Origin of the sequence: Streptomyces sp. ISL-11 (genome assembly GCF_018614525.1) — a bacterium.
In the GTDB taxonomy this organism is placed as follows: Bacteria; Actinomycetota; Actinomycetes; order Streptomycetales; family Streptomycetaceae; genus Streptomyces.
This window is the reverse complement of the sequence record NZ_JAGGOL010000207.1, coordinates 1-17800: the sequence shown is the minus strand read 5'-3', so window position 1 is coordinate 17800 and position 17800 is coordinate 1. Positions and strand designations below refer to the sequence as shown.

The 17800-nt window shown below is 68.5% G+C and carries 12 protein-coding genes and 1 pseudogene; 4 read left to right on the top strand and 9 right to left on the bottom strand.

Annotated features, from left to right (window positions below; all coding sequences use genetic code 11):
* Positions 1–488 precede the first annotated feature (488 nt).
* Positions 489–1622 carry an acyltransferase gene (locus J7E86_RS30015; RefSeq protein ID WP_215085969.1) on the top strand — a complete coding sequence of 378 codons (1134 nt, stop codon included), beginning with the start codon at positions 489–491 and terminating at the stop codon, positions 1620–1622.
* A 134-nt stretch (positions 1623–1756) separates the two neighbouring features.
* On the opposite strand, the gene J7E86_RS30010 is transcribed toward J7E86_RS30015, so the two are convergent.
* The 3 genes from J7E86_RS30010 to ngcE form a co-directional block, all read right to left on the bottom strand.
* Positions 1757–2650: a carbohydrate ABC transporter permease gene (locus J7E86_RS30010; protein WP_215085968.1), complete on the bottom strand. Its 894-nt coding sequence runs from the start codon at positions 2648–2650 to the stop codon at positions 1757–1759.
* A gap of 61 nt (positions 2651–2711) precedes the next feature.
* Complete coding sequence (locus J7E86_RS30005; protein ID WP_215085967.1) at positions 2712–3626, bottom strand: carbohydrate ABC transporter permease; 915 nt, start codon at positions 3624–3626, stop codon at positions 2712–2714.
* A 51-nt stretch (positions 3627–3677) separates the two neighbouring features.
* Complete coding sequence (ngcE, locus tag J7E86_RS30000) at positions 3678–5111, bottom strand: N-acetylglucosamine/diacetylchitobiose ABC transporter substrate-binding protein (RefSeq protein WP_215085966.1); 1434 nt, start codon at positions 5109–5111, stop codon at positions 3678–3680.
* Between the two features lie 446 nt (positions 5112–5557).
* Here ngcE and J7E86_RS29995 point away from each other — a divergent pair, with 446 nt between their 5' ends.
* Both J7E86_RS29995 and J7E86_RS29990 read left to right on the top strand, forming a co-directional pair.
* Entirely contained in the window at positions 5558–9448 is a 3891-nt protein-coding gene (locus J7E86_RS29995; RefSeq protein WP_215085965.1) for a GH92 family glycosyl hydrolase, read from the top strand.
* 100 nt (positions 9449–9548) lie between these two features.
* Entirely contained in the window at positions 9549–10595 is a 1047-nt protein-coding gene (locus tag J7E86_RS29990; protein ID WP_215085964.1) for a VCBS repeat-containing protein, read from the top strand.
* 104 nt (positions 10596–10699) lie between these two features.
* On the opposite strand, the gene J7E86_RS29985 is transcribed toward J7E86_RS29990, so the two are convergent.
* From J7E86_RS29985 to acnA, 4 genes are all read right to left on the bottom strand, one after another.
* Positions 10700–12043 (bottom strand): hypothetical protein, encoded by a 1344-nt coding sequence (locus J7E86_RS29985; RefSeq protein WP_215085963.1) that lies wholly within the window; start codon positions 12041–12043, stop codon positions 10700–10702.
* Positions 12044–12159: 116 nt separating this feature from the next.
* A complete protein-coding gene (locus J7E86_RS29980) occupies positions 12160–12501 on the bottom strand; it encodes a hypothetical protein (RefSeq protein WP_215085962.1) in 342 nt (113 codons plus the stop codon).
* A 130-nt stretch (positions 12502–12631) separates the two neighbouring features.
* Complete coding sequence (locus tag J7E86_RS29975) at positions 12632–12898, bottom strand: hypothetical protein (RefSeq protein ID WP_215085961.1); 267 nt, start codon at positions 12896–12898, stop codon at positions 12632–12634.
* A 226-nt stretch (positions 12899–13124) separates the two neighbouring features.
* A complete protein-coding gene (gene acnA, locus J7E86_RS29970) occupies positions 13125–15854 on the bottom strand; it encodes an aconitate hydratase AcnA (protein WP_308312781.1) in 2730 nt (909 codons plus the stop codon).
* 531 nt (positions 15855–16385) lie between these two features.
* On the opposite strand from acnA, the gene J7E86_RS29965 reads away from it, so the two are divergent.
* Positions 16386–16940: a Uma2 family endonuclease gene (locus J7E86_RS29965; RefSeq protein ID WP_215085959.1), complete on the top strand. Its 555-nt coding sequence runs from the start codon at positions 16386–16388 to the stop codon at positions 16938–16940.
* A 5-nt stretch (positions 16941–16945) separates the two neighbouring features.
* Here the strand turns inward: J7E86_RS29965 and J7E86_RS29960 are convergent, their stop codons facing one another.
* The gene (locus tag J7E86_RS29960) at positions 16946–17308 is read right to left on the bottom strand and encodes a GntR family transcriptional regulator (protein ID WP_215085958.1); all 363 of its coding nucleotides are present in this window, start codon (positions 17306–17308) and stop codon (positions 16946–16948) included.
* A 1-nt stretch (position 17309) separates the two neighbouring features.
* Positions 17310–17800, bottom strand: a pseudogene (locus J7E86_RS29955) (DUF1648 domain-containing protein); the annotation flags it as partial.

The following is a 17800-nucleotide window of genomic DNA, read 5'->3' as shown; positions in this document are numbered from 1 at the left end:
TCGTCCTCCACGACGACGGCGTGATCAATGCCTGGATCAACAATGGTGGCTGGGCCGACCAGGGAACCTTCGCCATCGGCGTCGGCGAACCAGGGCACAAGGTACGCATCTAGGGAGCCTGGAGCGGTGGAGCCCCAGTGGCCTGTGTCACAGGGAGCTCCGACGACCGGATACCACTGCTCCAGGCCGGCGTGAGCCATGACGGGTGGCCTTCGGAAAACCAGTGACTGGAATGTCTCGTGCAGTGACCACTTAGCCTATAAGATGAGCACTTCATGCCTATTCGTTCCGCAGCCGATGCCCGTTTAGGGCTGATTCGGCCATACGCTGCACACGTTTCGCTCCGCCCAGGCATACCGGGCGGAACACAGGCGTTTCCGCGGGCCCTGGAGATCGCGTCTCCGGGGCCCGCACCACGCCCTCGCAAGGCCCTGCGACGCAACCGACGTCACGGGTTTTCGCCTGCTCGTCACCTGGGATAGCTGACAGTGAGTCTGATAACCGCCACCTCCACCATCAAGCCGTCCGGCAAGCCCCCCACCTCACGGGTGCGCCTGGACTCGCTCACCGGCCTGCGGTGGTACGCGGCGCTTCTCGTCGCCTGCTTTCACTTCGCCTACGAGGAGGCATCCACCGGCACCTCGCTACACGTCTTCAGGCTGAAGGAAATCGTCTACGCCGGCCCCTCGGCGGTGTCCTTCTTCTTCATCCTCTCCGGATTCGTGCTCGCCTGGTCGGCGCGACCCCGCGACACCGTCACCGGATTCTGGCGCCGCCGCTTCGCCCGTATCTACCCGAGCCATCTGGTGACCTTTTGCGTCGCCGTGCTGACGATGGTCTGGATGGGCAAGGAACTCGACCCTCGTATCGCGCTGGCGAACCTGGGTCTGCTCCAGTCCTGGGTTCCCAACCGGAAGGACTGGTGGTTCGGCTACAACGGTGTCTCCTGGTCGCTGAGCTGCGAGTTCCTCTTCTATCTGTCCTTCCCCTTCGTGATCAAGCTTGTCCGGCGATTCTCCAACCGCGGCCTGTGGGCGACGGTGGTCGTGGGCAACCTGGGCGTCGCCCTGGCCCCGCTGTACATGAAGTCCATCGAGCGGGCCGCCGACCTGGACCCGAAGTTCCTGCTCTACGTCTTCCCGCCCACGCGGCTGATGGAATTCGTGATCGGTATCGCCGTCGCACTGCTGGTGAAGAACGGCGCCTGGCGCGGACCCGGCCTGACTGCCAGCCTCGCGCTGGCAGTCCTGGTCGTTCTCGGGCCGACCCACGTCATGCCCTTCGACTTCCACTGGGCCGCCGACACCGTCATCCCGTTTACGCTGACCATCGCCGCGGCCGCGCGCGCCGACGTACGAGGAGAGCCCTCTCCTTTCAGGGACCGGATCAACGTGTACCTGGGTGAGGTCTCGTTCGCCTTCTACCTGGTGCACGAGATCGTCATCTTCAGCGTCGACCATTTCCTGAAGACCCACCACCTCAAGATTCCCCTGACCCTGCACCTGGGCCTGTTCCTGGCGGTGTCCCTCGTCGGCGCGGTGCTCGTGCACGAGTACGTGGAGAAGCCCGGTGTGAAGCTGCTGACCCGCAGCCGGAAGAAAAGCCAGCCGGCCATGACCTGACCGCCCACATGAACGGACCGCGGCCGACGGTGAGGCGCGGGACGCCCCTCACCGCGGCCGACGGTGAGGCGCGGGACGCCCCTCACCGCGGTCGAGCAGCTCGTCGCGAGGAGCGAGGCACGCGCGCCTCGTCCCTACTTCAGCGCCCCCGCCGTAAGCCCCGCCTGCACCTGTCGCTGGAAGACGATGTACGCCGCCAGCACCGGCAGCATCGCGATGACCAGGCCCGCGAAGAGGCCCGACCAGTCGCCCTTGTAGCCCTGGCTTACGGCCAGGGCCACCAGCCCCTGCGGCAAGAGCTTCTTTTCCTCGTCGCCGACGTTGAGTACCGCCGGCAGCAGGTACTGGTTCCACTGGCCGAGGAAGTTGAAGATGCCGACGCTGATCAGTCCCGGTTTGGCCATCGGCAGCATGACCTGGAAGAAGGTCCGGGTGTGCGAGGCGCCGTCGATGAGGGCGGCCTCGGCGACCGAGGTCGGAAGCGTGCGGAAGAAGCCGCTCAGGAAGAAGATCGTGAACGGCAGCGAATAGGCCACGTAGACCAGGATCAGACCGTGGTAGGTGTCCAGCAGCTGCATGTTCTTCATGACGAAGAACAGGGGAACCAGCGCGAGGATCACCGGGAAGCTCATCCCGCCCACGAACAGGAAGTAGATGAACCGGTTTCCGGGGAATTCGAACCGGGCGAGCACGTAGGCCGCCATCGAGCCCAGCAGCATCGTGCCGAACAGGGAACCCGCCACCACAACCACCGAGTTGAGGAAGTACTCGCTCATGTGGGCCTGGGACCAGGCGCGCGACCAGTTCTCCGGGTGCAGGCTCGTCGGCAGGGCCCAGGGCGAGGTGAAGATGGCCTTGTCGTCCTTGAAGGAGCTCATCACCGCCCACAGCAGCGGCAGCGTGACCATCAGGCCCCATAGGATCAGCACGCCGTGCGAGAAGACGTTGAGGATCCTGCCCTCGCTGCCGAGCCGGCCCTTGGGGGAATCGACGACGGGGCGGTTCGCGGGCTCTTCCTGCGCGGTCACGGTGCTACCCCCAGGGCGGTCGGGACGGTGTCGGCAAGGGCGGTACGCCGGGGCACGGGCATCAGAACTCCAGCCGTTCGCGGCGGCCGAGCTTCATCACGACGCCCGCGAAGATCATGGTGACGATGAGCAGCGCGACCCCCAGCGTGGTCGCGTAGCCGGCCTGTCCGTCGCGGAACGCCTTGGTGTAGAGGAAGTAGGCGAGCACCTCGGTGGAGTAGTCCGGTCCGCCGGGGCCCACGGTCATGATCTGGACGACGGCGAATCCGTCGAGGGCCATGATGCCCATGTAGACCCAGCCGGTCTGGACGGTGTCCCACAGCAGCGGCAGGGTGATCCGGAAGAAGGTCTGGATGCGGTTGGCGCCGTCCAGCAGCGCCGCCTCGTAGAAGTCCCGGGGAATGGAGCTCATGCCGGCGGAGAAGAGCACCACATAGAAGCCGACATTGCTCCACACCATCACCGCCATCACGCACCACAGCGCGAGCTTCGGATCACCGAGCCATTCGGGCCGCGCGGAGACGCCGATCGCGTCCAGGAAGGAGTTCAGCGCGCCGCTGTTGGGGTTGTAGGCGAACTGGAAGAGCAGGGCGACGATGGCGATGGACAGGACCTGCGGGAAGAAGTAGACGACCTTGTACAGACCCGAGCCGCGCACGCCGGCGACCGCCGCGTTCTTCCGGCGGCGGCCGCCGACATTGAGCATGAAGGCGAAGAAGAGGCCGAGCCCCAGCGTCACCAGGGGCAGCACCAGAAGCAGCAGGACGTTGTGGCCCAGGGACTCCCAGAAGATGTCGTCCTTCAGCATCTTCCGGTAGTTGTCGAACCCGACCATCGAGAAGTCGGAGCTCAGTCCGGTCCAGTCGGTGAAGGAGTAGTAGATGGCCTGCACGAAGGGCGAGATGACGAAGATGCCGTAGATCGCCAGGGGCAGGACCAGGAACCCCGCGATGAACCGGTACTTACCGTGCTGCATTTCCACCGACCCCGATCTGCCGCCACGGGTGACGCCGCTGGTGACGCGGGCTCACTTGTGCTTGTACTTCTTGACCGAGCTGTCCTCGCGGGTCTGGTCGGAGAATTTCTGGATCTTCGTGATGGCCTCGTCCGGGGTCATCCGGCCGGCCATCATCTCGCCGATCGCGGCGACGCCGATCTTCTCCTTCTGCAGGGCCACGTACCAGTCCTGGATCCGCGGATTGACCACGTTGGCCCCGGCCTTGGTGAGCGCCTCCTGGGAGGAGGACAGGCCCGGCGGCAAGGTCAGTCCTTCGGTGCCGCCGTTGAGGGAGGTGAGCGAGGAGACCTGCTTGATGAAGTTCTGCGAGGACTTCTTGCCCAGCATGATGCGGAGCAACTCCATGCCGCCCTGCGGATTCCTGGCCGCCTTGGGCACGATGAAGGGCTCGCCGCCGGATGCCCAGATGGTGCCGTAGGGCATCTTGTCGCTCTTGGCGTCGAGGCTGGAGGGCGCGCCGACCGCCATCTTGAAGTCCGCGGGCGTCGTCCTCTTCGACTCGTTCTCCACCCATGAGCCATTGGGGATGAAGAGCGCCTTGCCCTGGTTCCACGCGGTCTGCGATTCGATGTGGGTCAGGCCCGGGGTACCCCGGAGGATGTAGCCCTTCTTGTAGAGCTCGTAGTACGCCTCGAAGGCGGCCTTGACGGCCGGGTCCTTCCAGGCGCCGGGCTCCAGATTGTCGATCCGCTCCAGGACCTCCCTGCCCCCGATCTTGGCGATGAAGGGGTAGAGGCTGAACGGCAGGTAGTACGGGAACTTGCCCGGGTACGTCCAGCCGGCGATGCCCTTCTTCTTCGCCTTCTCGCAGAGGGCGAGCATCTCGTCCCAGGTCTGCGGGTACTGCGCGTCCAGCTTCTCCAGATTGGTGCGCGAGTACCAGACGCCGTAGACGGTATAGGCGTAGTAGAGGATCCACGTCTCCTCGCCGTCGAAGTGACCCATCTCCACGACGCCCGGACGCAGGGTGTCGCGGACCTTCTTGGCCGGGTCGTCGATGGAGGGCGCGTCGAGCAGGGCGTTGAGGTCGGTCAGCTGCTTCTTGCCGACGAGGGTGCCCATGTCCATTTGCTTGGCACCGGAGTTGTCGATCAGGTCGGGCGGGGTGCCGCCGTTGAAGCGGGGCTGGAGCTGGCTCTGGATGTCCTGGGTGGCGGCGTGCTTGACCTTGGCCTTGGGGTACGCCGAGGCGTACGCGGCCTCCGCGTCCTTGGCGTACTGCTGGCCGAAGCCGCCGTCGAAGATGACGACGTCGAGCGCCGCCGACTCATTGACCGCCAAAGGGTTCTTGGCGCTCTTCTCACCCTTGTCGACCTTGTTGTCACCGCCGCTGTCGCTGCTCGCGCACGCGCTCAGCACGCTCATCGTCGGCACCGCGATCAGGCCGATCGCGGCGGCCTGCTTGATCAGGTCGCGCCGGCTGAATTCCGGGGTGGATCCCATGCTCAAGTCCTCGCCTTCTCCAGGACTCAGGCGGTGTGGCGGTCTCCCCTTGCGAACTGGCCATCGACGAAGGGCCCGACACCGCAGGTCAGTTGAAGCTTGGTGTGCTGGGTGTGCGCCGGGATCGGTGATGCCCGCGACGGCGTGACGAGCCGCCGCCCTCCCCCCGGATCCGCCGCGGCGACCTGCGGTCACCCCGGACGCCGACAGGTATAGTCCACTTCTCACCAACTGGGCAAGATCGGGTGCGCCTTTGACCGCCAGTCGTTCCCGAGTCGATACCTCAGCCGGCACCTCGGTCGGTACCTCAGTCGATACCTCCCCAACATACGGCTCCCGCGCGACGACACCAATATCGCGACTCTTGACACCACTGACGTCTCACGCCCTACTTATCTCTGCGCGACGCAGGTGACAACGTTGTCAGTTTCGTTGAGAGGCATGGGATGCGGCAGAGACAGCGATGGACGCCCCGACACCGCCGACGTCACCTCACCCGCCCTCTGGCACTCCTCGTGGCGGGCGCGCTGGTGACGGTCACTCAGACGGCCCAGGGGTCCCCGGCCGTGGCCGCCGCGACGGTGCGGGCCAAGGCTCCCGTCGAGCGGTTCGCCTCCTCCTTCGAGGCGGGACAGCCGCAGCCCGACTGGCGCGACACCGTCGAGAGGGACCGCTCCGGCCGCAAGCGGTCCGCCGGGGTCGACGGCCAGGACATCAGAGGCATCCCCGGCAATGTCTCCGACCGGGTGCTCGCCGTCCGGGCGAGCGGTGAGAACGCGGAGGGGAATGAAGGCAAGGAGAATCTCGCCGACGGCGAGCCCACCACCAAATGGCTCGATTTCGAGAAGGCGGCCTGGCTGGAGTTCGAGCTCTCCGAACCGGCCAAGGCCGTGCGCTACGCGCTGACGTCCGCCAATGACGCACCCGGCCGCGACCCCCGGGACTGGACGCTCCAGGGCTCCGCCGACGGCCGGACCTGGACGGCCCTGGACAGCCGCAAGGACGAGACCTTCGAGAAGCGGCTCCAGACGCGGGAGTTCTCCTTCACCAACCCCACCGCCTACCGCCACTACCGCCTCGACATAGCCCGCAACGGCGGCGAGGGCCTCACCCAGCTGGCCGAGCTGCAGCTGGCGACGGCGGACACCGGCACTCCCCCGCCCTCCGACATGCGCAGCCACGTCGACCGGGGCCCGGCCGGCTCCCCCACCGCCAAGGCTCACGCGGGCTTCACCGGCACGCACGCCCTGCGCTACGGAGGCGTCCACCAGGCCACCGGCCGCGCCTATTCGTACAACAAGATTTTTGATGTGAATGTCAAGGTCACCAGGAAAACCCTGCTGTCCTACAAGATCTTTCCCTCGATGCCGGAGGTGGACGCGCGCTACCCCGCCACCCGCGTCGCCGTGGACCTCGCCTTCACCGACGGCACCTATCTGAGCGAGCTCGGCGCCGTCGACCAGCACGGAGCAGGGCTCACCCCACAAGGCCAGGCCGAGTCCAAGACCCTCTACGTCAACCAGTGGAACAACAAGGAGTCGCGCATCGGGGCCGTCGCGGCGGGCCGGACCGTCGACCGGGTGCTCGTCGCCTACGACGCCCCGTCCGGCCCGGCGCGGTTCCGCGGCTGGGTCGACGACGTCTCCCTCGCGCCCGCCCCCGCGGAGAGCGCGTCGGCCCACCCGGCGGACTACGCCCTCACCACGCGCGGCACGCATTCCAGCTCGCTCTTCTCGCGCGGCAACACCTTTCCCGCCACCGCCGTCCCCCATGGCTTCAATTTCTGGACCCCCGTGACCAAGGCGGGCTCGGCGGACTGGCTCTACCAGTACGCCGCCGCCAACAACGCCGACAATCTCCCCACCCTCCAGGCGTTCAGCGCCAGCCACGAGCCGAGCCCCTGGATGGGCGACCGGCAGACCTTCCAGGTCATGCCCTCGGTCGCCGGCGGCACCCCCGCCGCCGGACGCGCCGCCCGTGCCCTCCCCTTCCATCACGCCAACGAGACCGCGAAGCCGCACCATTACGGCGTCACCTTCGACAACGGCCTCAAGACCGAGATCGTCCCCAGTGACCACGCCGCGATGATGCGATTCACCTTTCCGGGTGAGAACGCCAGCGTCATTCTTGACAACGTCAGGAACGAGGGCGGTCTGACGCTCGACCCCGGGCACGGCGTGTTCACCGGCTGGTCCGACGTCAGGAGCGGCCTGTCCGTCGGGGCCGGCCGGCTCTTCGTCTACGGGGTCTTCGACGCGCCGGTCACCGCGAGCGGCAAGCTCAAGGGCGACGCGGGGGGCGGGGAGGACGGCGTCACCGGCTATCTGCGCTTCGCCCCGGGCCGGGACCGTACGGTCACCCTGCGCATCGCGACCTCGCTCATGGGCATCGACCAGGCGAAGGCCAACCTCGCGCAGGAGATCCCCGACGGCACGTCCTTCGCCACCGTCCACGACCGTGCCCGCGCCGCCTGGGACCGCGTCCTGGGCCGCGTCGAGGTGAAGGGCGCGAGCCGGGACCAGCTCACCACGCTCTACTCCAGCCTCTACCGCCTCTACCTCTATCCCAACTCCGGTTTCGAGAACACCGGCACCACGTCCCGCCCGCTGAGCCGCTACGCCAGCCCCTTCTCGCCGCCCGTGGGCGAGGCCACGCCCACCCGCACCGGCGCGAAGATCGTCGACGGCGAGGTCTACGTCAACAACGGCTTCTGGGACACCTACCGCACCACCTGGCCGGCCTACTCCCTCCTCTCCCCCAAGAGCGCGGGGAAGCTCGTCGACGGCTTCGTCCAGCAGTACAAGGACGGCGGCTGGATCTCCCGCTGGTCCTCCCCCGGCTACGCCGACCTGATGACCGGGACCAGCTCGGACGTCGCCTTCGCGGACGCCTACGCCAAGGGCGTCGACTTCGACGCCGAGGCCGCGTACGAGGCGGCGCTGAAGAACGCCACCGTGGCCCCCACCAATCCAGGCGTCGGCCGCAAGGGCATGGAGACCGCCGTCTTCCTGGGCTATACGAGCACGAAGACGCGCGAGGGCATGTCCTGGGCCCTGGAGGGCTACCTCAACGACTTCGGCCTCGCCCGGATGGGCAAGGCCCTGTACGCCAAGACCCACAAGGCGCGCTATCAGGAGGAGTCCGACTACTTCCTGAACCGGGCCCGCAACTACGCCAAGCTCTTCGACCGGCGGATCGGGTTCTTCCAGGGCAAGGACACCGACGGCGCCTGGCGGCTTGCGCCCCAGCAGTACGACCCGCGCGTGTGGGGCCACGACTACACCGAGACCAACGGCTGGAACTTCGCCTTCCACGCCCCGCAGGACACCCGGGGCCTGGCCAACCTCTACGGCGGCCGCGCCGCCCTGGCGAAGAAGCTCGACACGTTCTTCAGCACCCCGGAGACGGGCGCGCCGGAGTTCGCCGGCTCGTACGGCGGGACCATCCACGAAATGACCGAGGCCCGCGACGTCCGCATGGGGATGTACGGCCACAGCAACCAGGTCTCGCACCACATCCCGTACATGTACGACGCCGCCGGCGCGCCCTGGAAGACCCAGGCGAAGGTCCGTGAGGTGATGTCCCGCCTCTACCTCGGCAGCGAGATCGGCCAGGGCTACCCGGGCGACGAGGACAACGGCGAGATGTCGGCCTGGTACCTCTTCAGCGCCCTCGGGTTCTACCCGCTGGTGATGGGCGGCGGGGAGTACGCGATCGGCTCACCGCTGTTCACCGAGGCCACCGTCCATCTGGAGAACGGCCGCGACCTGGTGGTCAAGGCGCCGCGCAACAGCGCCCGCAACGTCTACGTGCAGGGCCTGCGGGTCAACGGCAAGCGGTGGACCTCCACCGTGCTGCCGCACTCCGAGGTGGCCAACGGCGGCACCCTGGAGTTCACCATGGGGGCCCGTCCGTCGGCCTGGGGCAGCGGTACGGACGCCGGCCCGACCTCGCTCACCGGGGGCGACAAAATGCCCGTCCCGAACGGTGACGTGACGGCGCCCGGTTCCTCGCCGCTGACCGACGACACCTCGGTCACCTCCGCCTCCTTCACCGACGTCCCGCTGGAGGTGCCCTCGGGCGCCAAGGTGACCTCCTACACCCTCACCTCGTCCGAGCGGGCCAAGGCTCCCGGAGGCTGGGTCCTGAAGGGGTCGGCCGACGGCAGGACGTGGACGGAGGTCGACCGGCGCGCGGGCGAATCCTTCGCCTGGGACCGGCAGACCCGGGTGTTCGCGGCCCGCGCCCCCGGCGCGTACCGCCATTACCGGCTGGAATCGACGAGCGGGGAGAGCGCGCTCGCCGAGATCGAACTATTGGGGCCGAGATCGCCATAAAGTGATTGACACGTAAAGAAATTGTGAAACGATCACGGGGATCCAGTGGCGCGCCCGGCCGGGCGCGCCACTCTTCACTCTTGACTTCATGGAGACCCACGTGGCTCACCTTTCCGGCCGTACGCGCGGACGTGCCCTGCGCCGTCTCGCGACCGCAGCCATAGCCACCGCCCTGGTCGGCACCACCGCGGGACAGGCCCTGGCCGACGGCCACGCGCCGTCCCCCGCCGCCTCGACGGCGAAGCGGTCGGCCAAGCTGTCCGCCGACACCTCCGCCAAGCACCGCTCCGAGGCGCTGCGCGGCGAGGCCAAGTCCGGCGACTACCCGAAGTCCGGTGCGCAGGCCCCCCAGGCCGCCCCGCGCCTGGCCGCCCCGCGCAAGGGCGTCAAGGCCGACGGCCCGACCGCCGAGGCCCCGTTCTTCCCGCTGAGCGCCGTGAACAACGCCGACTCCAACGAGCTGTACTTCTACTGGCCCGACGGCAAGGGCGGCATCACCCCCCGCGAGTACGTCACCAACGGCTGGGAGAAGATCAACGCCGCGGCGCGGGTCGACCACAACCGCGACGGCGTCTCCGAGAGCCTCTACATCCGTGACGCCGCGCAGAACGTCGTGTATGCCACCGAGGACAGCGCGAACGTCGTCGCGGACGACTGGGGCCAGTACGACCAGTTCATGTCCCCGGGCAACCTCGGCGGCGGCGGTGAGGCCGACATCCTGGTCCGTGACCGCGAGGGTGTCCTGTGGCTCTACCTGGCCTACTCCGACGGCACCCTGACGGGTCGCAAGAAGGTCGGACCGGGCTGGGGCCAGTTCACCGAGATCGCCGGCCGCGGTGACCTGACCGGTGACGGGAAGACCGACATCGTCGCCCGCGACAAGGACGGCGTGCTGTGGCTCTACAAGGGCACCGGCGACTACACCAAGCCGTTCGAGGCCAGGCAGCGCGTCGGCGGCGGCTGGAACCAGTTCAACAAGCTGGTCGGCACCGGTGACGTCGACATGGACGGCCGCGCCGACCTCGTCGCCCGCGACAACGACGGCGCCCTGTGGCTCTACCGCGGCACGGGCAACGCGTCCCAGCCGTACGACTACAAGGTCAAGATCGGCAACTCGGGCTGGAACCAGTTCCGCATGCTGTTCTGACCTGGCGTCAGTTCTGAGCGGTGTCCGGCGGATCATGCGAGCGGGCGGCTGCGGGCCGTGGCCCAGCCGAAATCAAGCCCGTTGAGGTCTCTCCCGTGGGGCGGTCACGCGCGTCGGCGCGTGACCGCCCCACGGGCCATTCGGGCGAGAGAGCGCACGGGCCCCGCGAGCGCCAGCGTCAGACCGGCGACCGGGAGGGCGAGCAGCAGGATCTGGACGCACGCCGAGAGCGTGCCCAGGATCTGGTTGCCGGAGGTCCCGGCGTTCTCCACCAGCAGACTGACGGTCTGCCAGTCCGTCCGGAGCAGGTGGGGCAGGTTCACGACCACCAGGCCCAGCTGGAGCAGCAGCACGGGCACCAGGAACATCACCCATACCGCGACGACGATCTGCGGCCATCGCTTGAGGGCCCGGAGCCGGTCGCTCTGCGGGCGGCGGAGGACGTACCGCTTGAGAATGGGCGCGATGTACTTGAAGAGATCGGGAATGCCGATCAGATCGGCGATGATGTAGTAGCCGTCGAACCGCAGGGTGGGAATGAGCTGCTGGATCATTTCCAGGTGGACGGAGAGAATCGCCACCAGCAGCAGCGGGGAGCCGGTCGCCGTGTACAGCGCCAGCAGTCCCAGCACGAAGAGCGCGTTGAAATACACGCCGCCCAGATCGGCCCGGATACGCCCCGCGCGGCCCAGCCGGTAGGAATTGGTGATGTCGGTGTAGAAGGCGGGCCACACCAGATAGATGCCGCATCCCATCGCCCCTGGCCGCACTCCTCCGTAGCGGCATGCCGCGCCGTGGCCCAGTTCGTGGAACGCGCAGGAGACGACGGCCAGGAGGACGACGAGGAGCACTCCGGCCGGGGACGAGAGCACGGTGCGCAGTGCCGCACCGGTGTCCTGCGACATCCACAGCCATACCTCGCCGGCCGCGAACGCCCCCAAGCCGAGAAGGACCAGCAGCGGGCGGAACAGCCAGGCGAACAGTCCGGAGAGGAACCACGTGGCCCGCTCCGGCAGTACGGCCACCCGGAACCGGAAGGCGAGGAACGGATCGCTCTTCGGCGTGGCGGGCGGGGGCGAGCCGTCGCTATGGGTGGTGATGCCGAGCGGAGCGAGTTTTTCGTCGATGAGGAAGGCGACGTGCTCCGGGGCGAAGTGCCGTTCCGTCTGCCGGCCGAGGTGCTCGGCGATCCGCGTCATGACCGGTTCGCTTCCGGGACGTCCTGACCGCCCGGGATGCCGGTCGTCCAGCGCGCGGACGACCTCGTAGAGCAGGGGCGGAAGCCGGACGATCTGCCCGTCGGGGCGGCAGACGAGGTGGGGCGGCTCGCGGTAGCCGGAGTCCTCGAACTCGCCGACCAGTTCCGTGCCGGCCACCAGGGCGGGCTCCCTCGTCGGCTCCCCCGCCTGCCCGGCTTCTCCGGTGTCCGGGGCGACTGGCAGTGACATGGGCGCTCTCCGTGGGGTGACGGGCGGGTGGCCTGTGCGAAGGGTCGGGCGCGCGGCGGGGAAGGACCATGGGCCCCTGGCCCTTCCCCGGGCGCTTACGGCGAGGTGCTACCCGGTCAGTGGCTGGAGATGGCCGCAGGGGTGCAGGTCACGCTGGTGGTCGGGGCCGTGGACGGCAGGCCCAGCGATCCCAGGAGGCCCGGGGTTCCCGGCCGGTCGACGGACTGGCAGGCCGAGAGGACCGTGGTGCCGTGATCGCTGGGGGCCGGGGCGAAGACGCCGCCGCCCGAGGCCGTGGCGGAGCTGCTGCTGGAGCTGCCGGCACCCGCTCCGGAGCCACCGTCACCGCCGGGGCCGGCGAGGGCGAGCGGGGTGGCCACGATGCCCATGACGGTGCGCTCGGGCAGCATCTCGCCCGTGACGGTGTCGAGTTCCTCGAAGCTGATGGCGTTGTCCATTCCATTCCCCTTCTGTGGTTCCTCGGTTGTCCACCACCCGGTCCGCCGTGCGGGCAGGCCGGGGCGTCCGCCCCCGGCGGATGGCCGACGAGGGCGAGTCCTTGGTCTTTCTCCGTGCGGAACGCGGCGGTCAGTGGTTGGAGACGGCCGCCGGAATACAGGTCATGGTGTAACCGGGAGAGCTGGGAGCCAGTCCCAGTGCGACGAGAAGGGCGGGGCTGTCCGCGTTCTGCCGGTACTGGCAGGCGTAGGCCACGGTCGATCCGTTCTCCGTTCTCACCAGCGCCGGATATACCGGGTCGGCGCCCGCCGTCAGCACGCTCGACAGCACGAGCCGCCGGGGAAGCTCCTCACCGGAAAGCCGGGCCAGCTCGCCGAAGGTAACGGCGGGTCCCATCGTCATTCCCTCCCTCGAGGGATGACACCGTGACCTCGTCATCCCGGGCGTGAGCCTAACCACGGGAGGAACCGGCGACACATTCTCAACCCCCTGATCACCCGGTCGTGTTGGAGCTGCCCCCGGGAGGGTGCAGAGGTGAACGTGCGCCCGCACATGCGGAAGGGCCGCACCCCGTGGAAACGGAGTGCGGCCCTCACCGCGTGCGTGTCGTACCGCTTGCCGGTTACTTGCGGATCAGCGAGCGCAGCACGTACTGCATGATGCCGCCGTTGCGGTAGTAGTCCGCCTCGCCGGGGGTGTCGATGCGGACGACCGCGTCGAACTCGACACCGGTGTCGGTGGTGACCTTGACCGTGCGCGGCGTGGTGCCGTCGTTCAGCTCGGTCACGCCGGTGAAGGTGAAGGTCTCCTCACCGGTCAGGCCCAGGGAGGCCGCCGAGGCGCCCTCGGGGAACTGGAGCGGCAGGACGCCCATGCCGATGAGGTTCGAGCGGTGGATGCGCTCGTAGGACTCGGCGATGACGGCCTTGACGCCGAGCAGCGCGGTGCCCTTGGCGGCCCAGTCGCGGGACGAGCCGGAGCCGTACTCCTTGCCGGCCAGGACGACCAGCGGGATGCCCTGCTCGATGTAGTTGCGCGAGGCGTCGTAGATGAAGGAGACGGGGGCCCCTCCTTCACCTTCGGCGGCCCTCGTGAAGTCACGGGTGAAGCCGCCCTCGGTGCCCGGCGCGATCTGGTTGCGCAGGCGGATGTTGGCGAACGTACCGCGGATCATGACCTCGTGGTTGCCGCGGCGGGAACCGTAGCTGTTGAAGTCACGACGCTCGACACCGTGCTCGGTGAGGTACTGGCCGGCCGGGGTGTCGGCCTTGATGGCACCGGCCGGGGAGATGTGGTCGGTGGTGACCGAGTCGCCCAGCTTGGCGAGGACGCGCGCGCCGGCGATGTCGGAGACCGGGGTGGTCTCCATCGTCATGCCCTCGAAGTACGGGGGCTTGCGGACGTAGGTGGACTGCGGGTCCCACTCGAAGGTGTTGCCGGTCGGGATCGGCAGCGCCTGCCACTGGGCGTCGCCCGCGAAGACGTCCTGGTAGGACTTGTTGAACATGTCCTCGCCGATGGCGTTGGCCACGACGTCGTTGACCTCGGCCTCGGAGGGCCAGATGTCCTTGAGGAAGACCGGGTTGCCGTCGGTGTCGATACCGAGGGCGTCCTTGGTGATGTCCACCTTCATGGAACCGGCGAGGGCGTAGGCGACGACCAGCGGCGGGGACGCCAGGTAGTTCATTTTGACGTCGGGGTTGATCCGGCCCTCGAAGTTGCGGTTGCCGGAGAGCACCGAGGTGACGGCCAGGTCGTGGTCGTTGACGGCCTTGGAGACCTCCTCCGGCAGCGGGCCGGAGTTGCCGATGCAGGTGGTGCAGCCGTAGCCGACGAGGTTGAAGCCGACCTTGTCGAGGTACGGGGTCAGGCCCGCCTTGTCGAAGTAGTCGGTGACGACCTTGGAGCCCGGGGCGAGGGTGGTCTTGACCCACGGCTTGCGGGTCAGGCCCTTCTCGACCGCCTTCTTGGCCACGAGCGCGGCGGCGACCATGACGTAGGGGTTCGAGGTGTTGGTGCAGGAGGTGATCGCGGCGACGGTGACGGCGCCGTGGTCGATCTCGTAGGTGGTTCCGTCGGGGGCGGTCACGGTGACCGGCTTCGACGGAACGCCGCTGGAGATGGCCGGGGCGTCGGAGGCCGGGAAGGACTCCTTGCCCGCCTCGTCGACGTCGTCGACGTAGTTGCGGACGTCCTGCGCGAACTGCGCGGCGGCGTTCGCGAGGACGATGCGGTCCTGCGGGCGCTTCGGGCCGGCGATGGAGGGGACGACCGTGGAGAGGTCGAGCTCCAGCTTCTCGGAGAAGTCGGGCTCGGCGGCCGGGTCGAGCCAGAGGCCCTGCTCCTTGGCGTACGCCTCGACGAGCGCGACCTGCTGCTCGGAGCGGCCGGTCAGGCGCAGGTACTTCAGGGTCTCGCCGTCGATCGGGAACATCGCGGCGGTGGAGCCGAACTCCGGCGACATGTTGCCGATGGTGGCGCGGTTGGCCAGCGAGGTGGCGGCGACGCCCTCGCCGTAGAACTCGACGAACTTGCCGACGACGCCGTGCTTGCGCAGCATCTCGGTGATCGTGAGGACGAGGTCGGTGGCGGTGGTGCCGGCGGGGAGCTCGCCGGTGAGCTTGAAGCCGACGACGCGCGGGATGAGCATCGAGACCGGCTGGCCGAGCATCGCGGCCTCGGCCTCGATGCCGCCGACGCCCCAGCCCAGCACGCCGAGGCCGTTGACCATGGTGGTGTGCGAGTCGGTGCCGACGAGGGTGTCGGGGTACGCCTGGCCACCCCGGACCATGACCGTGCGGGCCAGGTGCTCGATGTTCACCTGGTGGACGATGCCGGTGCCCGGGGGGACGACCTTGAACTCGTCGAAGGCGGTCTGGCCCCAGCGCAGGAACTGGTAGCGCTCCTTGTTGCGGCCGTACTCCAGCTCGACGTTCTGGCCGAAGGCGTCCTTCGTGCCGAACTTGTCGGCGATGACGGAGTGGTCGATGACCAGCTCGGCCGGGGCCAGCGGGTTGATCTTCGCCGGGTCACCGCCGAGCTCCTTGACGGCCTCGCGCATGGTGGCGAGGTCCACGACGCAGGGCACGCCGGTGAAGTCCTGCATGATCACGCGGGCCGGCGTGAACTGGATCTCCTGGCTGGGCTGGGCCTGGGAGTCCCAGTTGCCCAGCGCCCGGATGTGGTCGGCGGTGATGTTCGCGCCGTCCTCCGTGCGGAGCAGGTTCTCCAGCAGCACCTTCAGGCTGTAGGGCAGACGGGCGGAGCCCTCGACCTTGTCCAGCTTGAAGATCTCGTACGACTCGTCGCCCACCTGCAGCGTGCTGCGGGCGTCGAAGCTGTTCGCCGACACGACAGTCTCCTTCATGCATGAATTCGCGCGTACCACGGCCATCCTGCCGTCACAGCTCCACGCCGATCCGTTAAGGTGGACCTAACTTAGGCATGCCTTACTAGCGCGGCAGCGGTACGCCTCTCGGCAGATATCTCGATATCGAGATAACTCTAGTACATCGCCGCGTCGCGGTCATGCCCTGATAGGCCGTGCGTGGATTCGGGGTCGGGAGGTGGCGCGCCACGGCGGAGCGTCGAGGCAGGTCACGCCGTTACGGCCGCGCCGGCCTTCGTGCCGGAGGCGGGCATGTCCCGGTTCGCTACGGGCGTCGGAATCGCGCGTTCCGGCCCGGGGCGGGGGCCCGCGCCCGTCAGGTGACCACGTCACGTGCGGTGCCGCGGTCTCCTCCGAAGGCCGTCGATCTTGAGAATCATGGCGGTCGTTCCCCTGTGCGAGTGAACGGCCTGCGAGGAGGTCCCGCACGGGCGTCGATTGCCGTAGACACAGGGCAGTCGTCATGCTGCAGCCACGATGTCCGCGGGAGGACCGATGAGCACGCAACCTCACTCATACGCAGCCAACGACCCAGAAACCGCGTTGAAGTACGCGATCCAGCACATCGAGGGAGATCGAGTGCAGATCGTCGAGGGGGTTATCTCATTGATGTCGCCGAGCTGGGGCCACGAATCCGCAGCCGATTCGATCCGCAGGCAGATCGATCCCGCCGTGAGGAGACTGGGCTGCATCTCGGGCTCCGGCGACCTGGACCTTCCCGGCACGCCCAACTGGTACATCCCGGATGTGGCCGTCGTCCCGAGCGATGTGGCACAAGGCGCCGGGGCCCTCCTTCCCGACCAGACCCTCCTCATCGTCGAAGTCACCTCCGAATCCAATGGCGACACCGACCGGATCGTCAAACGCCGCCGATACGCCGAGTACGGCGCCCCGCTGTATCTCCTTGTGGACCGTCAGGAGCGTTCCTGCACGCTCTTCGGCGAGCCCGGCGAACTCGGTTACACGAAGTCGGACGGTCCGCGTCCGTTCGGCACCCCCCTGCACCTCCCCGAGCCCTTCGACCTCGCATTGGACACCTCCGGGTTCTGACCGTCTCACCGCCCCGCCAGCCCCGTCCTGACCAGGGACAGGACCTCCTCGTCGGAGAGGCCGAGGGCGCGGGCCTCCGCGACCAGCCGGCGGACGCCCTCGACGACGCGGGCCCGGCCCGGGGCGGCGTCCCCGGCGGTCACCACGGCACCGCGCCCCCGGCGCAGCTCGATCAGCCCCTCCTCGCGCAGCCGCTGGTAGCCGCGGAGGACCGTGTGGACGTTGACGTTCAGGGAGTCGGCCAGGGCGCGAGCGGCGGGCAGCCGTTCGCCGGGGCGCACCGAGCCGTCGGCGATGGCGCCGCGTACCGCGGCGGCGATCTGCTCCCCCAGCGGCAACGGGGAGCCCGGCTCGAGGCGGAGGAGCACGTCAGCGCCCCCGGTCCGCGCGGTCGCGGTCGACGAGCGCGTTGAGCAGGGCGGCCGCGGTGGCCGCGTCATCGACGGTGACCGCGAACTCGCTGCCGGTCGTCAGCCGGGCGACCAGGGCCTCGCCGGAGCGCAGGACGAGGCCGCTGCGGCCGGGGTGGGCGCGGTAGCCCCAGCCGCCGAAGTCCGCGACGGCCCGGATGTCGCGGCTGCTCGCCCCCTCGATGCGGTCGAGCGGTATCCGCACGCGCGGCCGGGGCAGCCAGGGCAGGCCGGCGGTCAGCCCGTGCCGGTCGACGGTGACGCGCAGCGCGCGGAAGGCGAGGAACATCAGGCCGTTGATCAGGAAGGCCAGGGACCACACCCAGCCGGCGGCCACGGCGACGGCGGCGCCCAGCGCGAGGGACGCCCAGCCGGTGACGGCCAGGGCCCGGGAGCCGGCGGTGCGGGTCCACGCCACGGCCTCGCCACGGCCGAGCGCCAGGCGGGCGG

What these genes read in the sequence shown, in the direction of transcription:
- J7E86_RS29980 (WP_215085962.1), bottom strand. Translation starts at nt 12,501, where the DNA reads ATGGACAACGCCATCAGCTTCGAGGAACTCGACACCGTCACGGGCGAG.
- J7E86_RS29965 (WP_215085959.1), top strand. Translation starts at nt 16,386, where the DNA reads ATGAGCACGCAACCTCACTCATACGCAGCCAACGACCCAGAAACCGCG.
- J7E86_RS29995 (WP_215085965.1), top strand. Translation starts at nt 5,558, where the DNA reads ATGCGGCAGAGACAGCGATGGACGCCCCGACACCGCCGACGTCACCTC.
- ngcE (WP_215085966.1), bottom strand. Translation starts at nt 5,111, where the DNA reads ATGGGATCCACCCCGGAATTCAGCCGGCGCGACCTGATCAAGCAGGCC.
- J7E86_RS30005 (WP_215085967.1), bottom strand. Translation starts at nt 3,626, where the DNA reads ATGCAGCACGGTAAGTACCGGTTCATCGCGGGGTTCCTGGTCCTGCCC.
- J7E86_RS29985 (WP_215085963.1), bottom strand. Translation starts at nt 12,043, where the DNA reads ATGTCACTGCCAGTCGCCCCGGACACCGGAGAAGCCGGGCAGGCGGGG.
- J7E86_RS29975 (WP_215085961.1), bottom strand. Translation starts at nt 12,898, where the DNA reads ATGGGACCCGCCGTTACCTTCGGCGAGCTGGCCCGGCTTTCCGGTGAG.